The sequence below is a fragment of the Cobetia sp. D5 genome (assembly GCF_035666195.1).
Lineage (GTDB): Bacteria > Pseudomonadota > Gammaproteobacteria > Pseudomonadales > Halomonadaceae > Cobetia > Cobetia amphilecti.
Window position 1 is genome coordinate 2,050,238 of the sequence record NZ_CP142020.1, and the last position, 22,361, is coordinate 2,072,598.

The 22,361-nt window shown below is 59.2% G+C and carries 15 protein-coding genes; 5 read left to right on the forward strand and 10 right to left on the reverse strand.

Annotation, left to right across the window (positions count from 1 at the left end):
* Window positions 1-468 (reverse strand): Fur family transcriptional regulator, encoded by a 468-nt coding sequence (locus tag U0O11_RS08560; RefSeq protein WP_043334236.1) that lies wholly within the window; start codon window positions 466-468, stop codon window positions 1-3.
* 283 nt (window positions 469-751) lie between these two features.
* Here U0O11_RS08560 and U0O11_RS08565 point away from each other — a divergent pair, with 283 nt between their 5' ends.
* The gene (locus U0O11_RS08565; protein WP_324692445.1) at window positions 752-1,465 is read left to right on the forward strand and encodes a DUF1826 domain-containing protein; all 714 of its coding nucleotides are present in this window, start codon (window positions 752-754) and stop codon (window positions 1,463-1,465) included.
* Window positions 1,466-1,606: 141 nt separating this feature from the next.
* On the opposite strand, the gene U0O11_RS08570 is transcribed toward U0O11_RS08565, so the two are convergent.
* From U0O11_RS08570 to U0O11_RS08580, 3 genes are all read right to left on the reverse strand, one after another.
* Window positions 1,607-2,623 carry an alpha-L-glutamate ligase-like protein gene (locus tag U0O11_RS08570; protein ID WP_043334235.1) on the reverse strand — a complete coding sequence of 339 codons (1,017 nt, stop codon included), beginning with the start codon at window positions 2,621-2,623 and terminating at the stop codon, window positions 1,607-1,609.
* Between the two features lies 1 nt (window position 2,624).
* Entirely contained in the window at window positions 2,625-4,187 is a 1,563-nt protein-coding gene (locus U0O11_RS08575; protein ID WP_279833638.1) for an inactive transglutaminase family protein, read from the reverse strand.
* Between the two features lie 102 nt (window positions 4,188-4,289).
* Entirely contained in the window at window positions 4,290-5,120 is an 831-nt protein-coding gene (locus U0O11_RS08580) for an ATP-dependent zinc protease family protein (protein WP_043334233.1), read from the reverse strand.
* 1,229 nt (window positions 5,121-6,349) lie between these two features.
* On the opposite strand from U0O11_RS08580, the gene U0O11_RS08585 reads away from it, so the two are divergent.
* Window positions 6,350-6,976: a DUF3833 domain-containing protein gene (locus U0O11_RS08585; RefSeq protein WP_324692446.1), complete on the forward strand. Its 627-nt coding sequence runs from the start codon at window positions 6,350-6,352 to the stop codon at window positions 6,974-6,976.
* A 77-nt stretch (window positions 6,977-7,053) separates the two neighbouring features.
* Here U0O11_RS08585 and U0O11_RS08590 read toward each other — a convergent pair whose 3' ends face one another.
* From U0O11_RS08590 to nfuA, 6 genes are all read right to left on the reverse strand, one after another.
* The gene (locus tag U0O11_RS08590; protein WP_324692447.1) at window positions 7,054-8,949 is read right to left on the reverse strand and encodes an EAL domain-containing protein; all 1,896 of its coding nucleotides are present in this window, start codon (window positions 8,947-8,949) and stop codon (window positions 7,054-7,056) included.
* 276 nt (window positions 8,950-9,225) lie between these two features.
* Window positions 9,226-9,618, reverse strand: a complete 393-nt coding sequence (locus tag U0O11_RS08595) for an ectoine synthase (protein ID WP_043334232.1) — start codon at window positions 9,616-9,618, stop codon at window positions 9,226-9,228.
* A 159-nt stretch (window positions 9,619-9,777) separates the two neighbouring features.
* Window positions 9,778-11,043, reverse strand: a complete 1,266-nt coding sequence (gene ectB, locus U0O11_RS08600) for a diaminobutyrate--2-oxoglutarate transaminase (protein ID WP_043334231.1) — start codon at window positions 11,041-11,043, stop codon at window positions 9,778-9,780.
* 281 nt (window positions 11,044-11,324) lie between these two features.
* A complete protein-coding gene (gene ectA, locus U0O11_RS08605) occupies window positions 11,325-11,882 on the reverse strand; it encodes a diaminobutyrate acetyltransferase (RefSeq protein WP_442872651.1) in 558 nt (185 codons plus the stop codon).
* Between the two features lie 345 nt (window positions 11,883-12,227).
* Entirely contained in the window at window positions 12,228-14,027 is a 1,800-nt protein-coding gene (locus U0O11_RS08610; protein WP_324692449.1) for a sensor domain-containing diguanylate cyclase, read from the reverse strand.
* Between the two features lie 354 nt (window positions 14,028-14,381).
* Complete coding sequence (gene nfuA / locus U0O11_RS08615; protein WP_054556652.1) at window positions 14,382-14,972, reverse strand: Fe-S biogenesis protein NfuA; 591 nt, start codon at window positions 14,970-14,972, stop codon at window positions 14,382-14,384.
* 392 nt (window positions 14,973-15,364) lie between these two features.
* Between nfuA and metH the strand changes: the two genes are divergently transcribed.
* The 3 genes from metH to U0O11_RS08630 all read left to right on the forward strand — a co-directional run bounded on the left by metH (window position 15,365) and on the right by U0O11_RS08630 (window position 22,340).
* Complete coding sequence (gene metH, locus U0O11_RS08620) at window positions 15,365-19,090, forward strand: methionine synthase (protein ID WP_324692450.1); 3,726 nt, start codon at window positions 15,365-15,367, stop codon at window positions 19,088-19,090.
* Window positions 19,091-19,468: 378 nt separating this feature from the next.
* A complete protein-coding gene (locus U0O11_RS08625; RefSeq protein WP_324692451.1) occupies window positions 19,469-20,797 on the forward strand; it encodes an MATE family efflux transporter in 1,329 nt (442 codons plus the stop codon).
* 244 nt (window positions 20,798-21,041) lie between these two features.
* Window positions 21,042-22,340 carry an ABC transporter substrate-binding protein gene (locus U0O11_RS08630; RefSeq protein ID WP_324692452.1) on the forward strand — a complete coding sequence of 433 codons (1,299 nt, stop codon included), beginning with the start codon at window positions 21,042-21,044 and terminating at the stop codon, window positions 22,338-22,340.
* The last annotated feature ends 21 nt before the right edge of the window (window positions 22,341-22,361 follow it).

Below are 22,361 nucleotides of genomic sequence, written 5' to 3' on the forward strand. Positions count from 1 at the left end.
TCACTGAGCGTTTTCTGCCATGGCAGCTGCTTGAGAGGTGCAATCCTGGCAACGCCCCTCGAGTTCGATGGTCTGGCGTTCGATCGAGAAACCATGGCGATCGGCGCTGGCGACAAGCCGGGTGCCGAGATCGTCATCATGCATTTCCTCGACACGACCGCAGCCGCGGCAGATCAACAGCTGAAATCCGTGCTGATGCTCCGGGCAGTGGCAGGCAAGGTAGGCATTGAGTGATTCAATGCGATGGACGAGGCCCTGTTCGAGCAGAAAGTCCAGTGCACGATAGATCGTGGGAGGGCGGGCAGCGCCATGTTCCTTGGCGAGCTGATCCAGCAGGTCATACGCCTTTAGTGCGCCATGACTGGTCGCGATCATTTCCAGTACACGTCGCCGAATCGGCGTAAATCGCACACCGCGCGCCAGACATTGACGTTCGGCTTGGTCGATCAGCGAAAGTGGCTCTGGCATGAAGAATCCTGAGTGTCGTGAATCCCGGATGTCAAAAGGCGTCAAGCGCGATGAGGGCAAGTGCGTCAGCGCGCAGCCTGAATGACCAGATGCTTATTCTAGGGCAAATGGGCCATGACGGGCCACCGGCAAAGGCATCGGGGCTGCGTGAGTCACTCAAAGGCAACGCAAGTCGCGGAGCCAACATGAAATCGTGGACAAGCAGCTAATATGATATAACATAACAATTATCGCTTATTGGGCGCGGTGATAGACCCGCGCCCATCCCTGACAGGAGGATTTCATGGCCCAGTTCGAGGCGCTGCACCCACCCTTTCACACACGGCCCGAGCCACGCCTGGCAGCCAGTTCGTCACCTTCGACCCTCGCGTCGGCGCCAAGGCCCGCAACCCATTGGCATATCGGTCACGAGGCACATGACCTGGGGGCCATCTTCGAGCCCGACATCAGTCTGGCCGTGATGCAACGCCGCATCGATGCGGCATTGAAAATGGCGGTCAAGGCTCAATCCTCGGGTGCCTACCCGTTGCGCATGCGCTGGCGCGGCCCGATCAGTGATCTGCGTGAGGCGCTGGAGCGCCACCTTCCCGCACCGGATGCCGGGGCTGCGCTGATAGAGGATATCTGTGTACTGGGTGAGGCCATGGGCGAGCTCTTCGAGGTCAAGGACATCGGCATGCGGCTGGAGATGACCCAGAGCGCCATGTGCCCACGTTTTCATGTCGATCGCATTCCGGTCAGATTGGTGACGACCTACGATGGCCCGGGCACCCAGTGGCTGCCGGAACATGCCGCCGACAGACTGGCGCTGGGCCACGGCCAACCCGGCCGTCAGGACATCTGCCTGGCCCCCGGCGAGATACATGAGCTGCGCCCGGGCAGCCTGGCGTTGCTCAAGGGCGAGTGCTGGCCGGGCAACGAAGGGCGAGGGCTGATCCATCGCTCACCGGTGGTGCCCAATGGTAGTCGCCTGATGTTGAGCATGGACCCCGGCTGAGCCAATGCTTCGCTTGCGACTCACCAAACAGAAACACCCCGCCAAGGCGGGGTGTTTCTGTCTTTCCATACGCTGGAGCGGTCGATCAGCCAAGGCATCGATCAGCAGCCCCGTCGCTCGGCAGGCCTAGGGGGACCGACATCAGTCCGCGATGGGTGCCATGCCGACATTGGCGACATCTTCCTTGCTGCGCGAGAAGTGCTTGCGCGCAAAGGCGACACGCTCGGCGACCGGCACGCCGTCGGGCTGACGCTCGATCAGCTCAAGCCGCTTGCGCAGGCCCTCGCCATTGGCCATCTGGATGGCCAGCCCCGGTCGGGCGTTGAGCTCCAGAAGCATCGGGCCATGGCGACGATCCAGCACCATGTCGGTACCCAGATACCCAAGCCCTGTCATCTCGTAACAACCGGCAGCCAGCTCGAGCAGGGTGTCCCACTGCGGCACCTTGAGCGAGAAGATATCGTGCCCGGTATCGGGGTGCGCGAACTGTGGGCGATCGTACTGCACGCCGCGCACCGCCCAGCCACTGCCGATATCCAGCCCGACACCGACCGCGCCCTGATGCAGGTTGGCCTTGCCATCCGAGGCTGCTGTCGACAGGCGCATCATCGCCATCACGGGATAGCCCTTGAAGACGATGACACGAATGTCCGGCACGCCCTCATAGGTGAACTCGGCGAAGGCCTGATCGAAGGAAATCAAGCCTTCGACCAGCGCCACATCCGGTGAACCACCCAGCGAATAAAGCCCTGACAGGATGTTGGAGACGTGGCGCTCCATGTCGGCACGCGTTATGCGCGCGCCGCTGGGCTTCACATACTCTTCGCCATCATGGTGCTCGATGACGAGGATCCCCTTGCCGCCTGATCCCTTGGCCGGCTTGATCACGAAACCTGCGTGATCGCGCACCATGTCGACGACGCGCTCGACCTCGAACTGACTGGCGACCTTGCCGATCATCTCCGGCGAGGCCAGACCGTACTTCTGACACAACAGCTTGGTCTGCAGCTTGTCATCGACCAGCGGATAGAGGCGGCGGTCGTTGTATTTCGAGATATACCCGATGTTGCGGCGATTCATGCCGACAACCCCCCGGGCGCGCAAGGCGCCCGGCGTGGTCCAGTTGCGCGACCAGCGATTCAGCCATGACGAGAGCATTTCAATCCTCCGTCAGCGGCTTGAAGCGGCGCAATTCCAGCAGACGATAGCCGGTGTAGTTGCCGAGCAGCAGGATGAAGGCCATCAGCACCAGTTGCAGACCGAGGAAGTTGAAGGTCAGGTGACGCACCCACGGATTGTTCATCGCCAGATAGGCCAGCACGGCGGTCAGAAGGCTGCCGCCACCTTGCTTGAGCACTTCCTTGGGACCTTCCTCTTCCCACAGGATCGACATGCGCTCGACGGTCCACGAAAGAATGATCATCGGGAAGAAGGTGATGGTCAGGCCAGCGTTCAGGCCGAAGCGATAGGCGAGTACCGAGAAGATGGAGATGATCGCGATCACCGTGATGATCACGACCGAGACCCTCGCCACCAATAGCAGATTGAGCCGCGACAGGTAACTGCGGATCACCAGGCCCGTCGCGACGATCAGCAGGAAGCCGATCAAGCCGGTCACCAGACTTGTCTGAATGAAGGCGAGGGCGATCAATACCGGCATGAAGGTACCGGAGGTCTTAAGACCGACCAGCACACGCAGCAGCACCACGACCAGCGCGCCGATCGGGATCAGCAGGATGGTCTTGAACAGCGCCTGCTCTTCCAGCGGCAGGGAGTGGATCGAGAAGTTGAGCAGCTCGTCATTGGCCAGCTTGTTTCGAACAGCGACGGCCGCCGGCTCGTTGTGACGGATCATCGAGAAGCTGACGCGGGAATTCACGCCGCCTTCGACTTCCAGCATCGGCGCGCCACGACCTTCCCACAGCAGCAGGTTATCCGGCTCACCTTGCTTGCCGGTTTCCGGGTTGATCAGCACCCAGTCGGTGTTGATGTTTTCAGCGTCGGCGGCCTCGACATCCACTGCCTCGTTGCCTTGCGGCGTTTCGGCGAAGACCTGCAGCCAGGACGAGACCGTCTGGCGACGACGGCCGTCTTCCAGACTCAGGCCGCTGACCAGACGCGCACTGACACCGGCCTCATTGAGCAGGCGCAGCATGAGCTCGGGACGCTCGAACTGGGTCAGCAGCAGGCGCGCATTCTCGCCCTGACGCTGATTGTCGAACTGCTTGATCAACTCGCGGGCGAAGGTAAACGAATCGGCACTGCGCTCACGGGCCTGATCGATGACCTGGGCCGCGGCGGTATCGTAAGGACGCTCCCAGGAGACTTCCTGAGGGGCCGGCAGGCGTTTGATGGCCGCAGGCGTCGCGTTGTCGGACTCCAGCATGGTCACGGTGTAATACAGCAGCTGCGAGCCTGCCGCTTCACGGATCGACCATTCGGCACGACGCCCCGGCAGGTCATCCAGATAGGAAAGCCCGAAGCCCGAGGACGCCGTGTTCTCGGTCAGGACGCTGTAGCCTTTCTGATTTTCCGGCAGCGCCAGCGACGCCTTGACCGGGCCGCCAGTGGCCGTGAAGGCCACCTGGGCTTCGATATCCCACACTTTCTGCTGTGCACCGGGCACCCAGGGCACATCAAACGATATATGACGATAGGCGGTCAGGCCCACACCGATCAGCATCAACAGGCCGACCAGAAGATAGAAAGCAAAACGCGACATGGGAGTCCTTGAAATGTCTGGAGCAGTCATGATGGCTCGGTGGAGCACCGAGCCATGTCAGGCAGCGAAGCCGGGCAGAGGAGACAGGAGGGCGCTTGCCACTCAGTCACGGTTGCCTTCGTTCGGGTCCTCGTCCTTGGCCGCTTCGTTACTGGGTGCACTGCCCGGATATTCCGGACGTGCATTGATGAAGGTACGGCTGACGTCCACCGCAGCGATGTCCATCATGAAGCGACGGCCAAGCAATACCGGATAGGTGAGATCACGACGATCATTGAGGGTGAACTCGACCTTCTGCTTGATGTCACCCAGCGTCATCAGCAGGCTGACGACGGGACGCTCTTCGCGACCGGAGGCCTGGATGATGGTCACGGTGCGGCTGACCTGGGCTTCGACCCATTTGTCACGGTCGCCCGCCACGAAATACTTGCCGTCATCCCGCAGTGCCAGCTTGAACTTGACCCACTTGGCGCCATCGCGCTCGAATTCGGTGATATCACGCGCGGACAGCGACGAGGTGTTGGCCCCGGTGTCGATACGTGCCTTGAAGTAGCTGCTGATGGTCGGGAAGCCGACCCACTCGACGCGCCCAAGCAGGGTCTTGTCGAGGATGGGGTTGTCGGTCACGGCCTTGCAGGCTTCCACGGCCTGCGGCTGTGCGGGCTGTTCCATCTCGGCATGGATCTGGCGCAGCTGACTGCCGACTTCCCGCACGTCGCGACGCAGAGAGCGGCTCAGCGCCTGCTGGTCGGCAAGTTGCTGCTGTTGGACGTTGCATTGGCCTGCCAGCTGTTCCTGCAGGGCGTCGATGCGCTGCGAGAAGGCATCTGGTGTCAATACCGGTTTCTGCGGTTGCGGTTGTGCCGGGACGCAGCCGGCCATGACGACGACACTGGTCAAGGTAACAGGCAATAGCAGCTTGCGGATCAGCATAGGGGAGAAGGTTCCTGTTCAGCCTTGCTGCCGCTCTACAACCTGTGTGAACGGCAGACATAATTCTTGTCCATCGTCAGTCAGTTAGCACACTGACCCGACGATGCCTGGGTATTCCCTTGTATAGCTTGGGCGTTCTAGCACCGAAGCGTTACTGGGGGCGATCATACGTAGCCCGAATGGTAACTGTCCATGTTTCAGCACCTGACGCCGAGCCATTTCCTGCGATTCACCAACGTAGCGATCACTTTCTGTCGCCAGTCGAGGACAGACCACACGACGGCCCACCAGGCGTGGGTCAGGGCCGCTGTCAGCCGGCTGGGCCTATAACGGCAGCTTGGCTTGCGTCGCCGTCAGGTGACGAAAACCTTGATGGAACCCAGCCTCCAGGCAGAAGCAGCCTTCTCGGCAGTTTGCACAGCCAGATCTCACTGTTTGCGCATTGTTCAGGGTGTCACCGCAACTTCAGCGCGTGATCACAGCACGGCAGCGACACGACCCTCGGATGAGAGCACGCCGACACAGGGAGTCAGACTGTCGCCAAACTGACAAGGCACGCCAAAAGAGACGACGTCAGCACACTCAATGACATCCGCTTTCTGTCTCAGCGGCTGCCGTTCACGCCATGCCAGCCAAGAACTATGCCAACCAAAACCCTTTATGGGCAGGTTGTTGCTCAACTGATCAAATGCAGGACACTCAGCAAAAGATAGGCGGGAACGTCGATTGACTCCATCGGCTGACTTTATCGACAGGCAGAACCTGAGATTCAGAGGCAGGCATGCAGAAGCTGACATTCGCGCGGAGGAGGCTTGGCACCTAGCGATCGACGCACGAGCATTTACGTACACAGCTTGAGCATCCTCACAAACTACTGAATTTAACATAATATATATTATACGAACTAAAGGGTAGGCAGGTTTCATCAGTGATCCTGTGCGCCCGTAGAGTCAGTTGCTTTGATCCATCAGGTCAGGTCAATCAGGTCGAGTCGTCGGGCCAAGTCCAGCGAGTTGAACCTGTCGGCTTGCATCAGCGATGGCCTGTTTCACGATCCAAGTGCCAAACAGCCCGTTGCCCAGGAGCGAGAACAAACTTATTCTTGATAGTATTCATGCATAAGTGTTGTAGAATAATTCGGGCCACATGTGACCCACACCGCACACCTTGTCACTCAACCTTGCCGCGCACCGTGATGACTCACGGGTCGGCGCGAACCGGAGTCAGCGATGCCCTCCTTCCCGTCCTGCCTGTCAGCAACCTCTGGATTCGTGCACAGCGGCATTCGACGCCTTCAGCGCATCAGCGGCCGCGCAGCCGTGTTGATCATGGCAGCGGGATTGTCAGCCTGTAGCGGGCCTCAGATAGAGGATTACGCGGGCAGCGGCCCTGAGCTGCGCATCGATGACTACTTCCTGGGCCACACACGTGGCTGGGGCATGGTGCAGGATTACCGTGGTGAGGTGACGCGGCGGTTCGTGGTCGATGTCATCGGCAGCATGCAAGGCAACCAGCTGATTCTGGAGGAAGACTTCGTCTATGCCGATGGCGAGACGCAACACCGCCGCTGGACCTTTACCCCGGCGGGTGATCGCCAATGGACTGGGCGAGCGGGAGATGTGACGGGCGAAGCGACGGCGACGACCCGCGGTAACGCCTTGCGCATGAACTACGTGCTCCAGGTGCCGATCGACGACAGTACCTGGGAGTTCAACATGGATGACTGGATGTACCTGCAACCGGATGGTCGCATCCTGAACCGGACCTCGATGCGCAAACTGGGCCTCGAAGCCGCCAATATCACCTTGGCGTTTCAGCGCTGTCCCTGTGACTCACCAGCATCTGAGCCGAAATGACAGCTCTTGCGCGGCAATAACTTGAGCCCTTAATGGCTCCAGTCCTTGATAAGCGCCAGCATCTGAAAGCCTAGCCATCATGTGTCGGCGGATTTGTCAGCTTGCGGCTCAAGAGAGCTTTCCACCCTAGCCTTCCATTTACCGTAATCTTCATCTGGCGCCATCGGCTCTCCGAAAGCGTATCCCTGCAATTGATCAAAGCCCAGATCAACCATTGCCTGGCGCTGGCGTGAGTGTTCGATGCCAACTGCGATCGCGGATATATCCAGGGCATGCAATGCCGCCGTCCAGGCTTTCAATAGACGCCCCTGACGCGTATCGGTCTGCAACAGACTGATCCAGCGAGGATGCAGTTTCACGCTAGCGATGGGCAGCATGCTTAACAGACGCAGGCTGTCATGCTCAGGGCCGAAACGATCGACACAGAAGCTGATGCCGTCATTGGCCAGGGATTTCATCGCCGAGACCAATGGCTCAGGCGTCGCGACAAAACTCTCGACACCGCTGATATCAAGGCGAAGGCAATCTCCCTTGAGTCTGTAGAGGCGAAGAACGCGCCGCAGAACATCCATATACTCGGCTTCAACGAGACGCGACGCCGTGACGTTCAACGACAGCGGCAACACGGTAGCCCCCTCCTCCCTAGTCGAAACCCAATGGCTCAGCAAAGCGCAACTTCTGCGCAAGACCCAGATATCAAGCTCCTCATCCAGCCCCGCGTGTCTGGCGATGCGCAACATCTGATGGGGTGTAATCCAGCGATCCTTGTCCTGCCAGCGCAGTAGCACTTCCTGACCACTGAGGCTTTGACGGCCAGCAGTAACGATGGGCTGCAGGTGGATGCAAAGCTCATTGTCGCGCAGCGCCTGGGCAAAGCGGTTGTTCATCTCCAAGCGCAGATTGAGATTGTTAGTAAGATCTGCGAACTGAACGCTCTTATCTTTCGGCGCCCACTCACTAGCACAATCAAGCTCCTCTTCCACCACGTCGACCAGTTCCGCCCCTGACATGTCATCGCTGATGAAGGTGCCTGCTCCGATCAGTAAATCAGGTCGGGTGTTGGCGGAGAGGTGCAATAGCCAAGGTTGTTCCACGAAACGATGCCAGCGCATGCCGTGTAAGGCCTGGTCACGAGGTAACAAAATCATCAGGGTATCTTCGCTAATGCGCCCCTTGAGTAGGCTCTCATCATCGAAGTTTTCATTGAGCTGGTGGGACAATGATTGCAGTACGCCTTCGTAGAAATCGACACCCTGCTGCCTGCGCAGTCTTTCAGCATTTTGTAGCTTAATCAGAATGACTTGTATCGGCCCTTGGCTTGCATATTCTTCTAGCCAAGCAGCCATTTTCTGAAGAAAGCGCCTACGCAGACTGTAGCCGGTGATCGGGTCGATATTGGCTTGCAGGGTGGCACGTGCGCGCTCTGCCAACAGCGCATCACGCTGGATGAGTTCGTTCTCGACCAATACCGCACAACGCTCCAGACGCTCCAGCTGAGCTGCATCCATCTCACGGGGCTTGTGATCGATCAGGCACAGGGTGCCCAGCGGCAGGCCGCTGCTGTCGCGCAGCACGGCACCCGCGTAGAAGCAGACATGCGGTGACCCCGTCACCAGGGCGTTATCAAAGAAGCGCTCATCCTGGCGCGCATCCTTGATGACCAGAAAGCGCTCTTCATGCAGCGCGTGAGCGCAGAAGGCGAGATCCCTGCCCGTCTGCCGTGCATCCAACCCACAATGGGCCTTGAACCACTGGCGGTCTTCATCCACCAGCGACACGAGGCAGATAGGCATATCAAAGATGTCAGCGACCAGCCGTGTCAGGTCGTCATAGCGCTTTTCATGATCACTATCCAATACATGCAGAGAATGCAGGCTATTGAGACGCTCTTCTTCACGCGGATGAGGCGCCGCCGGCCTGAAGCCGGGCCGGCCACCTGGCGCGAGGGTCGCCTTTGGGGTGGAATCTGCCATGGCCTACTGCCTCGTTGGAATTTCCAGGAGATATAACCGCATGTTCGTACTTGAGCATACTCGTCCCGACTGTTGACTGGTAGAGCCGGCAAGCTGCGCACCACTAACGATAATTGAGCGTTTAAAATCCAGCGAGCAATACTGCGCGGCAACCTCACACTGCGGTTTCTCACCACCACAAAGCAGAAAGCCCCGCAGCAAGACTACGGGGCTTTCTGGATAACGCTTGTCCTTTTGAGGTCAGACGCTTCGCGCCTCACTCACGACATGACAGGATCAGGCTTCGGCAGGTGCATAGGAGCCATCTTCACGATGGACTTCCTTGCCGGTCAGGCCCGGGGTGAATACGCAGGCCAGGTGCATGGTCTTGGTGGCACGCAGCAGGTGATCGTCATGCTCGTTGAGGATATAGATGTCGCCCGGCTTGATCGGCCAGATCTTGCCATCGGCCAAGGTTTCGACCTCACCCTCACCTTCCATGCAATACACCACTTCATAGTGATGCTTGTAATGGATGTGGGTCTCGGTGCCTTCAAAGATTCGGGTGATGTGGAACGAACACTTGCCACCATCTTCATCGAGCAGCAGGCGCGTGCTATCCCAGTTGCCATTCTCAGCCTTGACCAGACGATCGGTGCTGCGAGCTTCTTCGAGATTGCGAACGATCATGTGTTTTCCTCACTAGGCTGCCTGACATCGACAGCTGACAGATGGCGATTACCGTAACGAAGGGATGACCTGGATGGGCAATCGGTGTGGATGGCAAGCCAAGGGCTCACCAACGACCCGCGGGGCACCGATGATCGGGCGCCCCGCGGGAAGACAACGTTACTTGGACAGCACCGCGGCAGCGTTTTCCTCGATGATATCGAGGGCTTCCAGCAGATCTTCGTCGCGGATGGTCAGCGGGCACAGGCACTTGACGACCTGACCGGAATGACCACTGGTCTCGATGATCAAGCCCTGCTCGAAGCAGCGCGAGGTGATGGCATCGGCCAGCTCACCGTCACGGACATCGATACCGCGCATCAGGCCACGGCCCTTCTCGTGCGCTTCGAAGCCGTTCTCGCGAGCCTTGGCGGCAATCTTCTGGAAGCGGTCTTCGACGATACGGCCCTTACGCTGGATGTCGCGCTCGAACTTGTCATCGCTCCAGAAGTGGCGCAGCGCGGCGGCGCCGGTAACGAAGGCCAGGGCGTGGCCACGGAAGGTGCCGTTGTACTGGCTCGGCTTCCACTGGTCCAGCTCGGGACGCATCATCACCATCGCGAACGGCACACCGGAGGCAGACAGCGATTTCGAGTTGCAGACGATATCCGGCACGATGTTGGCGTGCTCGAAGCTGAAGAACTTGCCGGTACGACCACAACCCGCCTGGATATCATCCACGATCAGCAGGATCTTGTGCTCCTTGCACAACGCATCCAGACGCTGGAGCCATTCGATGGAGGCCGGGTTGATCCCACCTTCACCCTGTACGGTCTCGACCAACACTGCTGCCGGGCGATCCAGACCGCTGGAGGAATCCTTGAGCAGCTTGTCGAGATAGGCAACGGTGTCGATGCCCTCACCCATGTAGCCATCGTAAGGCACGAATTGCGCACCCTGCGCCGGCAGGCCTGCCGCATCGCGGAACTTGGCGTTACCGGTGGTAGCCAGCGCGCCCATGGTCACACCATGGAAGCCGTTGGTGAACGACACGATGTTGTGGCGGCCGGAAACCTTGCGCGCCAGACGAATGGCAGCTTCGACCGCGTTGGTGCCGGTCGGCCCTGGGAAGTGGACCTTGTAGTCCAGACCACGCGGCTTGAGGATCACTTCCTCCAGCGCTTCGAGGAAATCGCGCTTGGCGGAAGTCCACATATCCAGACCGTGAATGATGCCATCATTGCTGATGTAATCGACCAGTGCCTTCTTGAGTACCGGATGATTATGCCCGTAGTTGAGCACACCGGCACCGGCGAGGAAATCGATGTAGCGCTTGCCGTCCTCGGTGAACAGGTGGGCATTCTGCGCCTTGGTGAAAACGGTCGGGAAAGAACGCGAATAAGTGCGTACCTCGGATTCCATCTGTTCGAGAATCTGCGTATTCATGCTGTCACCTCCCTGGTGATGGATGGCCGCGTACTAAAAGGCCATACCAGAATGTAAAGACGATCCAACGAATGACACTGCCCCCACCTAGCTAACACATGGGGTCAGCAGGAGATGTCACAACCTTCCTGTCGTGAACATCTGCCGAACGGGACGTGATTCTTCTCGACGACCGACACAAGAATCATGACGGCGTCCCGTCCGGGACTTCTTGCGGTTTGCTACCCGCCCTTGCTGCGCATGGGCCTTGATTGCACAAGAGCCTTGAGCGCGTCGAGCACTCAGATGTCTCTTGGCAGGAACGGGCCGATGCGCACCAGGTTTTCGGCTAGGTGCACGCCACCCAGCTGGTCTGAAGAGAAGTATTCACGCGAGTGAAGCGGCACCTGCCAGCGCTCGGCGAGGCGAGTGAACAATGCCCAGGACGCCTCGTTGTCCGGCGTGATGGTGGTCTCAAGATGACGCACGTGCGCCATTTCGGGACGCTTCATCACGGCTTCAATCAAACGACGTGCCAAGCCAGTACCACGCGCCTTCTCACCGACGGCGATCTGCCACAGGAAGAAGGTCTGCGGGGCGTCGTTGCGGGTGTAACCAGAAACAAAGCCGACGACCTCACCTTCCTCATCTGTCGCGACGGCACAGCTGTCACGGAACTGCGTGGCCAGCAAAACGTACGAATACCCTGAATTGAGGTCCAGCGGCGGGCAGGCCTTGACCAGCTCATAGATGCCCCAACCATCATCGGTAGTCGGCTGACGGATGAACAACGGCGCGCTGGCGCGGTTGATCACGGCATCGTGGGTGTGGTGGGCCAGGCCCTGAATCGTGGAAGTCATTGTCATGGTTTTCATAAAATATTTCGCAGTTGGCGAATTCGCTATAAACCATAACAAACCGTTATGGATGTCGCAAACCATAAATTATTCTCGTGAAGCGTATGGATAACGTAGAATTATCCCAAGCCCCGTATCGGTGCGCGCAAGCCGGGGCCGTGGCCAGTACCAGTACCGGGCAATACTCGCCCTTGCCCACCGCCCGCAGGTGGTTTGTCCCCACCAGACGCAAAACGGCGCCCCGAGGGGCGCCGTTAGATTGCCTGCTCATGCGGCATCTAGCCTTGCTATCGTTGCCAATGCCGCTGAGGCGGCTTCTGCACTAGTGCTTGAACCCTAGGGCTTCCGTCACTGCTGTTTCTGCACATCACGCTTCTTGCTCGCGATCGCGACAATCTGGCCCAGCTCATCATGGCGGCTGAACTGCACCGCGCAATTGCGTCCCTCATGCTTGGCGGCGTACAGCGCCATGTCCGCATTGTGTGATAGCTGTTCACGGTCGGCGCCATGTTGAGGGGCGATGGCAATCCCGATGCTGCAGCCCACTTCCAGCTTGTGCTCTTCATACAGGAATGGCTTGCCCAGACTGTCGATGATGCGCTGGGCCAGCTGGGCGAGTTCCCCGTGGCGACCCAGATTCGCCTGGATGTCGGCATTGTGGACCAGCACCACGAACTCATCGCCTCCCAGACGCGCGACGAAATCGCCCTTGCGCACCACCTGATTGAGTCGCTCCGCGATCACCTTGAGCGCCACATCCCCGGCAGCATGGCCATGGGTATCATTGATGGGCTTGAACTTGTCGATGTCCAGCATGAGACACGCCAGCTGCCCGCCTTCGTCACTGACGCTTTCGAGCCAATGCTCGACCCGCTCATAGAAATGCTGTCGATTGGGCAGCCCCGTCAGAGAATCATGCATCGCCAGTTGCGTGATGCGCTTCTTGTAGTTGTTGCTCTCGATGATGTTGTACTTGAACTTCTGCAACGCCCGCGCCATCTGGCCCACTTCATTGGTGTGCTGAGTACTATCGATCACCACGCTCACATCATCGTTGGCCAAGGTATTCATGGTCTGCGTTAGACGACGTATCGGCACCAGGACATAACGTCCAAACAGCCACATCGAGATGCCGATCAGCACCACGATCATCGCCAACGCCAGGCCATTGACGACCGGCGCCACCGTGGCCAACAGATTGAGCGTCTTGCCTACCGAGGCAGAGGTCGCCCCGATCCGCATGCGGGTTTCATGATCCAGCACCGCCAGTGCTGCAAGCGCTTGTGCTTCATTGACCCTGACTTGCTGATCGATCTCACGCGGCGAAAGCTCTGTCTGCTGGTCATGCAACTGGCTGACCTTGTTCAAGTGGTCACTGTAGGACTGGATGACATCGGCAATATCGCGAATAGCACGCTGCTCGGCAGTATTCATGCCCATCTCACGATATGCCGCCAGTGTCGCTCGCAGCGACTCGATGTCCTGCGCCGCCTGCTGACCGTAGATGGCGTCACTGCGCAGCACGTAATTCTTGAAGTGGTGGATCATCTCGCCATAGCCGAGGTCACGGCGCAGGTTGGCCACCAGGCGAGCCTTGCCCATACCGTTCTCGAGCGGATTGTCATTGTCACGCAGCTCCGCGATGGAGATACGGCGCAAGGTATCTAGCCCTGAGACAGCCTGGAAATCGTCGATCTTTACCACCTTGTCGATATCGGCACTAGAACGCCCCTGCTCAATCATCTCGCGTATTCTAGGAGTCATCTGCTCATAGCGACTGATGGTGGCACGCAGACCCGCCACCGCCATTTCCTCTCCTTGTGATAACCCGAGGTTTTGATAGCGGTTAAGAGCACTACGTGCGGCCCCAATCTCACTTTGTATCTCAACGAGCAAGTCAAGGTCCTGACGCAATACGAGATTCTTGAAATCATGCACCATGCCGCCATAGCCTAAGGCCTTGGTCAGCTGCCCCTCTAGGCGCGGCTTGTCAGAGCGCGCCTGCTGATATTCCTGCCAGTCGCGCTGCAGGTCCGACACGTTATTGGTAATGAATGCCAACACGACCAGCAACACCAGGCCCGCCAAGGCAGAGAGTACACAGATGATGATGTTGATGGTGCGAAAGCGCAGGTTGGCCAGACTCATGAAGGCTATCTCTTGACGATGGGAGGAAACATTCGACGGAAAACTCGTCACGCCGGACAGCCGATGGGCGCGGCCAGCATGAGAAAGATACTGCCACGATACCAGATAACTCTAATGCTTTACGCAGCAACTTCCCCGCGCCTGCCTTCATACGCCAAATGCCCTGACCTGGATGTCACAAGCTCGCGTCAGGTCGACTCAGGCGGTTAAAGGCTGACGTCGCGCCCATAAAAAAATCTCCCACCGAAAGTCGATGGGAGATTGCGTTTCTGTCCTGTACTTGGATCGACTCTGGCCTCGGCCCTCATCATGGGCATGGCCACGAGCCTGAAGTCAGGCCCGATCTCAGCGGTATCAGCTGTAGTAGGCGTTGGTCGTGTCGGTGTGATCGGTGACGTCACGCACACCTGTCAGTTCCGGGATACGCTCCATCAACGTCTTCTCGACACCATCCTTCAGTGTCAGATCGACGGCGGAACAACCTTGGCAACCGCCACCGAACTGCAGAACGGCGACCTGCTCTTCGGTCAGCTGCACAAGCTTGATCTCGCCACCGTGAGCTGCCAGACCCGGGTTGATCTCGCTGTAGAGCAGGTAGTTGATGCGGTCTTCCAGCGGGCTGTCCGCGTTGACCTTGGGCATCTTGGCGTTCGGCGCCTTGATGGTCAGCTGACCACCCATGCGATCGGCATTGAAGTCGACGGTCGCTTCTTCCAGGAACGGCACGCTGTGCGTGTCGAGATAGACCTTCAGCTTCGGCAGATCCAGGATTTCATCCGTTGGCTCTTCCTCGCCCGGGCGGCAGTAGGCGAGACAAGTCTCGGCATACGGCGTGCCCGGCTGGGTGATGAAGATGCGCACGCCGATACCTTCGACGTTCTGCTTCTCGAGCAGCTCGGCAAGATACTCCTGGGCGCTATCGGTAATCTGGATGCTCTCACTCATGGCGCAGAGACTCTCTTGATGTCAGGTGACTAATGGCTCCATGTTAAGGAAAACCTGCTGCACTCGCAATCCTGAGCAAATCACTCGGGTTTGGTGTCCTGCGAGCGACCACTCCCGTGCGGGCACTCCTGACTGACTCATGTTGCGCATGAATCATGCTCATCGTGACGATTCTGCAGTCTGATACGATAGCTCCATCTGGCCAGGCGAGGATTTCGTGAGCGGATCCCTCGCCAGCGCCTCTCAATAGCAATGAGTTCGCACCTGTGGCGTGTGACTTTCTCGGCAGGGTACTGGGCTCAGAAGGTACTGGCTTGGCAAAGTACTGGCTTGGCAAAGAGAGTTACACGTTCGGGAGACAACGCGACAGGTCACGCACGCTGGAGTCCGTCATGGCGCAAGCCCAATCCGCTGTTCCCTATTCTCTGCCCCTGGCCGACGCGCTGAGCCAGGCGCTGCAGGAGCGCATCCTGATCCTAGATGGCGGCATGGGCACCATGTTGCAAAGTTATGGGCTGGAGGAGGAAGACTTCCGTGGCGAGCGCTTCGCCGACTGGCCCAGCGACATCAAGGGCAACAACGACCTGCTGGCGCTGACCCGGCCGGACATCGTCGAGGCGATCCACCGCGCCTATTTCGAGGCCGGCGCCGACATCGTCGAGACCAACACCTTCAACGCCACTCAGCTGTCGCAGTCCGATTACGGCATGCAGGCGCTGGTCCACGAGATCAATCTCGAATCGGCACGCCTGGCGCGCAAGACGGCGGACGCCGTAGCCGCCGAGACCGGCATCCCGCGCTTCGTCGCGGGGGTGCTCGGCCCGACCAGCCGCACCTGCTCCATCTCGCCGGACGTGAATGACCCCGCCAAGCGCAACGTCACCTTCGATATCCTGCGCGACAACTACCGCGAGGCCGCATTGGCGCTCTTCGAGGGTGGCGCGGACCTGATCCTGATCGAGACCATCTTCGACACCCTGAATGCCAAGGCGGCGATCTACGCCCTCGAGGAGCTGTTCGACGAAGGCCATCCGCGGCTGCCGGTGATGATCTCCGGCACCATCACCGATGCCTCGGGACGTACGCTGTCCGGCCAGACCACCGAAGCCTTCTGGAACTCGGTGCGTCACGCGCGCCCGCTGAGCATCGGTCTCAACTGCGCGCTAGGCGCCGAGGAGCTGCGCCCCTATCTGCGTGAGCTGTCCGAGAAGGCCGATACCTTCGTCTCCGCGCACCCCAACGCCGGCCTGCCCAACGAATTCGGCGAGTACGACCAGACCCCGGACGAGATGGCCGAGATCATCGGTTCCTTCGCCGCGGCAGGCCTGCTCAACATCATCGGCGGCTGCTGTGGCTCCACCCCAGAGCACATCCAGGCGGTCAAGCGTGTGGTGGCCCAGTACCCGCCGCGCAAGGTGCCAGAGATCGCGCCGGCCTGCCGCCTGTCGGGGCTTGAGCCCTTCAACATCCAGCCGGACTCGCTGTTCGTCAATGTCGGTGAGCGCACCAACGTCACCGGCTCCGCGCGCTTTCGTCGCCTGATCAAGGAGGAGGACTACACCACCGCGCTGGAAGTCGCCCTCGAGCAGGTCGAGAACGGCGCCCAGGTCATCGACGTCAACATGGATGAGGGCATGCTGGAGTCACAGGAGGCCATGGTGCGCTTCCTGAATCTGATCGCCTCGGAGCCGGACATCTCGCGAGTGCCGATCATGGTCGACTCCTCGAAGTGGGACATCATCGAGGCGGGGCTCAAGTGCATCCAGGGCAAGGCGGTGGTCAATTCCATCTCGCTCAAGGAAGACGAGGAAAGCTTCCGGCAGCAGGCGCAGATCTGTCGCCGTCACGGCGCCGCCGTGGTGGTCATGGCCTTTGATGATGTCGGCCAGGCCGATACCTATCAGCGCAAGATCGAGATCTGCGAGCGCGCCTACCGGATGCTGGTCGATGACATCGGCTTCCCGGCCGAGGACATCATCTTCGACCCCAACATCTTCGCCATCGCCACCGGCATCGAAGAGCACAACAACTACGGTGTTGATTTCATCGAGGCCACGCGCTGGATTCATGACAACCTGCCCCACGCGATGATTTCCGGTGGCGTCTCCAATGTGTCCTTCTCGTTCCGTGGCAACAATCCGGTCCGCGAAGCGATCCACTCGGTGTTCCTCTATCACGCCATCCAGGCAGGCCTGAGCATGGGCATCGTCAACGCCGGCCAGCTGGCGCTCTATGATGACCTGCCCCGGGAGCTGCGCGACGCCGTCGAGGACGTGGTGCTCAACCGCCGCGATGACAGCACAGAGCGTCTGCTCGACATCGCCGACAAGTACAAGGGCGATGGCAGCAGCGGTGAGAAGAAGGAAGACCTCGAATGGCGTAGCTGGTCGGTCAACAAGCGTATCGAGCACGCGCTGGTCAAGGGCATCACTGTCCATATCGAGGAAGATACCGAAGAGGCACGCCTGCAGGCTGCCCGACCCATCGAGGTCATTGAAGGGCCGTTGATGGACGGTATGAATGTGGTTGGCGATCTGTTCGGCGCGGGCAAGATGTTCCTGCCCCAGGTGGTGAAGTCAGCGCGCGTCATGAAGCAAGCGGTCGCACATCTGATCCCCTTCATCGAGGCCGAGAAGAGCGGCGAGACCCAGGCCAAGGGCAAGATCGTCATGGCCACCGTCAAGGGCGATGTCCACGACATCGGCAAGAACATCGTCGGCGTGGTGCTTCAGTGCAATAATTATGAGGTGATCGATCTGGGCGTGATGGTGCCGGCGGAGAAGATTCTGCAGACCGCCATCGACGAGAAGGCCGACATCATCGGGCTTTCCGGGCTGATCACTCCGTCGCTGGACGAGATGGTCAATGTCGCCAGGGAGATGCAGCGCCGTGGCTTCGAGTTGCCGCTGCTGATCGGTGGTGCGACCACGTCCAAGGCACACACCGCGGTCAAGATCGAACCGCAGTATGAGCAGCCGGTCATCTATGTCACCGACGCCTCGCGCGCGGTGGGCGTGGCCTCGCGCCTGCTGTCGCCGGAACTCAAGGCAGCCTATGTCGATCAGATTCGCACCGAGTATGCCGTGGTGCGCGAGCGCAATGCCAAGCGCCGCCCCAAGGCCGCGGATCTCGACTACCGCGAGGCGCGCAAGCGTCGTTTCCAGCCGGACTGGGAGCATTACACCCCGCCGGCACCCAGCTTCACCGGCCTCAAGGTCTTCGATGACTACGATCTGAATGAACTGGTCGAGCGCATCGACTGGACGCCCTTCTTCATGAGCTGGCAGCTGGCGGGCAAGTACCCGAAGATTCTGCAGGATGAGACGGTCGGGGAAGCGGCGCGTTCGCTGTTTGCCGATGCCAGGGTGATGCTGCGCAAGCTGATCGATGACAAGGTGCTGTTGGCGCGTGGCGTGATCGGCTTCTGGCCGGCCAACTGTGTCGACGACGACACCCTGGAAGTCTACGCCGATGAATCACGCACCCAGGTGGTCGAGCGCCTGCATCACATCCGTCAGCAGATGACCAAGAACCGTGATGGCGTCTGTCACAGTCTCGCCGACTTCATCGCCCCGCGTGACAGCGGCAAGCCGGACTGGATCGGTGGCTTCGCCGTGACCACCGGGCATGGCGCGGATGAACTGGCCGGGGAGTACGAGGCGGCTGGCGATGATTACAACGCCATCATGGTCAAGGCGCTGGCGGACCGTCTCGCCGAAGCCTTTGCCGAACGCCTCCACGAGCGCGTACGCAAGGAGTTCTGGGGCTACGATAGCCAGGAAGTGCTCGACAACGAGGCATTGATCGCCGAGAAGTATCGCGGCATTCGCCCGGCGCCTGGCTATCCAGCCTGTCCGGACCATACCGAGAAGGCCACGTTGTTCCGTATGCTCGAACCGGAGACCCATGTCGGCATGGTGCTGACCGAGAGCTTCGCCATGTGGCCGGCGGCCGCCGTCTCTGGCTGGTACTTCGCGCACCCGGAGTCGAAATACTTCTCCACCGGCAAGATCACCCGCGATCAGGTGCAGTCCCTGGCGAGCCGCAAGGCAATGGAGCTTTCCGAGATGGAACGCTGGCTGTCGCCGGTGCTGAGCTACGATCCCGACGCCGATTGATCCCCTCCATCAGCCGCTCCGCCGGTTGATGCAGCCAATGACAGCTTTACGCGCCTCACCTCTCAGGAGATGGGGCGCGCTGTCATCTGAGAGGCGATGTCTTCAGTTTGCCGAGCGCGCTATCATGGCGCTCTTCCTTGTCTGCTGTCGTGAGTCGCCCGTGCTGCCGTTGTCACTGCTTTGTTTATCGCTGCTTTTTTTATCGCTGCTTTGTTTATCACTGCACTGTTTGTCACTGTCCTGTCTATCACTGCTCGGTTTCTCGCTGTTCTGTTCATCGCAGCCCCGTTCACTGGTTTCCCGCTTGTCAGCCGCCTTCGAGGCTTTTGCCCCTTCCTGCTCCTGTCACCTTTCCGACTCCCCGCGTGGGAGCGTCTGATGCTGGGGGATCTTGCGCGCAACACACGAATTCTGAAGCTGGCTCTGCCGATCATCGGGGCGATGCTGTCGCAGAGTCTGCTCAACCTGATCGACGCGGCACTGGTCGGTAGCTTGGGCGAGACGGCGCTGGCGGGTGTAGGGATCGGTGGCTATGCCATGTTCATGGTCACGGCGCTGATCTTCGGGCTGTCCTCCGCCGTCCAGGCACAGACCTCGCGACGCCTGGGCGAGGAAGCGCCTGAGCGTTGTGGTGAAGGCCTGAATGCCGGTCTGGTGCTGGCGTTGTCGATCGGCATCCCCGTCACCCTCGCCTGCCATCACTGGGCTGAGCCGCTGCTGTCGCTGATCAATGACCAGTCCGGCGTGCATGAAACCGCCGCCTCGTATTTCCAGTGGCGCGTGCTGGGGCTGATACCGATCGCCATGGCGTTCTGCTTCCGAGGTTTCTGGAATGGCCTGCAGCGCACCGGCATCTATCTGCGCATCATGTTGATCACCCAGGCGGTCAATGTCGTGCTCAGCATCATTCTGATCCACGGTCTGTTCGGCGCCCCGCAGATGGGCGCCGATGGCGCCGGGGCCGGTACGACGCTGTCCCTGCTGGTCGCATTGGCACTGTGGATCAAAGCGACGCTGAGCGAGCGCAGTCTGCACGGTGTCCTGCATGCCTGGCCGCCGATGACGCATTACCTGACGCTGCTCAAGCTAGCGGTGCCCCACTCCTTTCAGCAGCTATGGTTCGCGGCGGGCTACGCGATGCTGTTCTGGATACTCGGTCAGATCGATGCGGCCAGTGTCGCGGTCGGCCATGTGCTGGTGAATCTCTCCCTGCTGCTGATTTTGCCCGGGGTCGGGCTTGGACTGGCCGCCATGAGTCTGGTGGGCCAGGCACTGGGCAGCGGCGAGCATGAAGAGGCCCATCGCTGGGGGTGGGACACCGTGCGCGTGGCACTGCCGTGTCTGCTGTTGCTGGGTTTGCCGCTCTGGGTCGCGCCGGAAAGCGTGCTCGGGCTGTTCCTGCATCGCCCCCAATTGATCGAGCTGGGCCTGCTGCCGCTGCAGATGACGGCCGCCATGATCGTGCTCGACTGCACCGCCATCGTGCTGGCCCAGGCACTGCTGGGCGCCGGCGCCCATCGCACCGTGATGCTTGCCACCTTGAGCCTGCAGTGGCTGATCTTTCTGCCCGCGGCCTGGTGGTGGGGCGTCCATCAGGAAGGTGGCCTCGTCGCCATCTGGGCGATACAGCTCGCCTATCGCCTGCTCAACTCGCTCGTCTTCGGGCTTATCTGGCAGCGTAGGTCGTGGCAGACACTGCGCATTTGAGGTCTTACAAGAGCCACTTCAGTTCTTGACTAACGCTTCAACCGTCTATGTGTCTCCACAATGTCCCTGATTAACTCTCTTTTTTGCATCATAACGTAAATTTCTAATACAGTGATATGCGTTTCTTAATCGTTGAAGACTGGTAGATGACAGGCTTCAATATGGGGCAGAAATTGGTATCAGGTTATCGTATCATGACTGAAATGTAAGGAAGTGTAACAAAAAGAGAGAGAGGGGGGGGGATATGACCACTTTAACCAACAGCACCAGATGGCTGCAGCAAGGTTCGCGACGACTTTTAACCCTATTTTGCTGTTTGGCCATAAGCGGAATGGTCAATGCCTATCCTATAAACAACCCGCTTGCTCTCAAAGACAACACACTTAACCTAGTTGGCAAAAAGGCTACGAAGCCTCAAGACTCACTTGCAGTCACCTTCGTCAATCCCGGACTTCAGGGAGAACGTTTCTGGGATATGGTGACCGACACCATGCAGGCAGCTGCCAACGATCTAAATATCACCCTGGAAGTCGTCTATGCACAGCGCAACCCATTTCTTCTCAAGAAGCTTGCTCTTGAAGCTTTAGAGGGCCCAACTCCCCCTGATTATCTGGTGCTGGTCAATGAAGAGCAGGCTGCGACTGAGCTGTTGACGACAGCGGATAGCAATCACACGCATGTTATAATGCTGTTGAATGGCTTAACACGTGAGCAGGAACTGGTACATGGAACGCCTGGAACTATCCATCCTGCGTGGATCGGCAGTGTCATCCCTGATAACTATACTGCTGGCAAGCGCATGGCTACCCAGCTGATCAAAGAAGCTCGAAAGATAGACCCCACGAGGCCGCTGCGTGGACTCGCCCTGATCGGCGATACACTGACCCCGGCCTCGATCGCACGAAACAACGGTATGGTGGCCGGATTTGCACTAGACGAGACCGTTCAGGTAGACCGCATCCTCGAAGCGCGCTGGAATACTCAGGATGCTCAACACCTTACTGGGGAATATCTCAAGTGGATCAACGGCTCTAGCCGCCAAAATGATCTGGTCTGGGCATCGAACGATGCCATGGCTCAGGGGGCAATCCTTGCGATCGAAGCTGCTGGGCTAACGCCGGGTGAGGACGTATTGGTGGCTGGACTCAACTGGTCGCCGGAGGGCATCAGCATGGTGTCAGACCGACGCATGCTGTTAACGGACGGTGGGCATTTTATGGCTGGTGCATGGGCAATGGTGATGGTGAGGGATCATGCCGATATCGAGGGATGGGCTCCCAGGAATGTCAACTTCCCGATGAGCGCCATCACCCATGACAATGTAGAGCTTTACGGCCCTCTTCTGGAAGTCCCCGACTGGAGAACTGCAAATTTCAAAGCCTTTGGATTACAAGAGTCTCGGGGCATCTATGACTTCGATCCGATGGCGGTACTGATACAGATGGCTGGGCAGCAGGAAGAAGCCTCCAAATTGAATCCACGTGCCCCTTCCACCCAGAAGAAGGTTTCACGTTACAGTGAATCAATGGGCGCCTCCCAGTGAGAATAATCACTGATAGGTCGC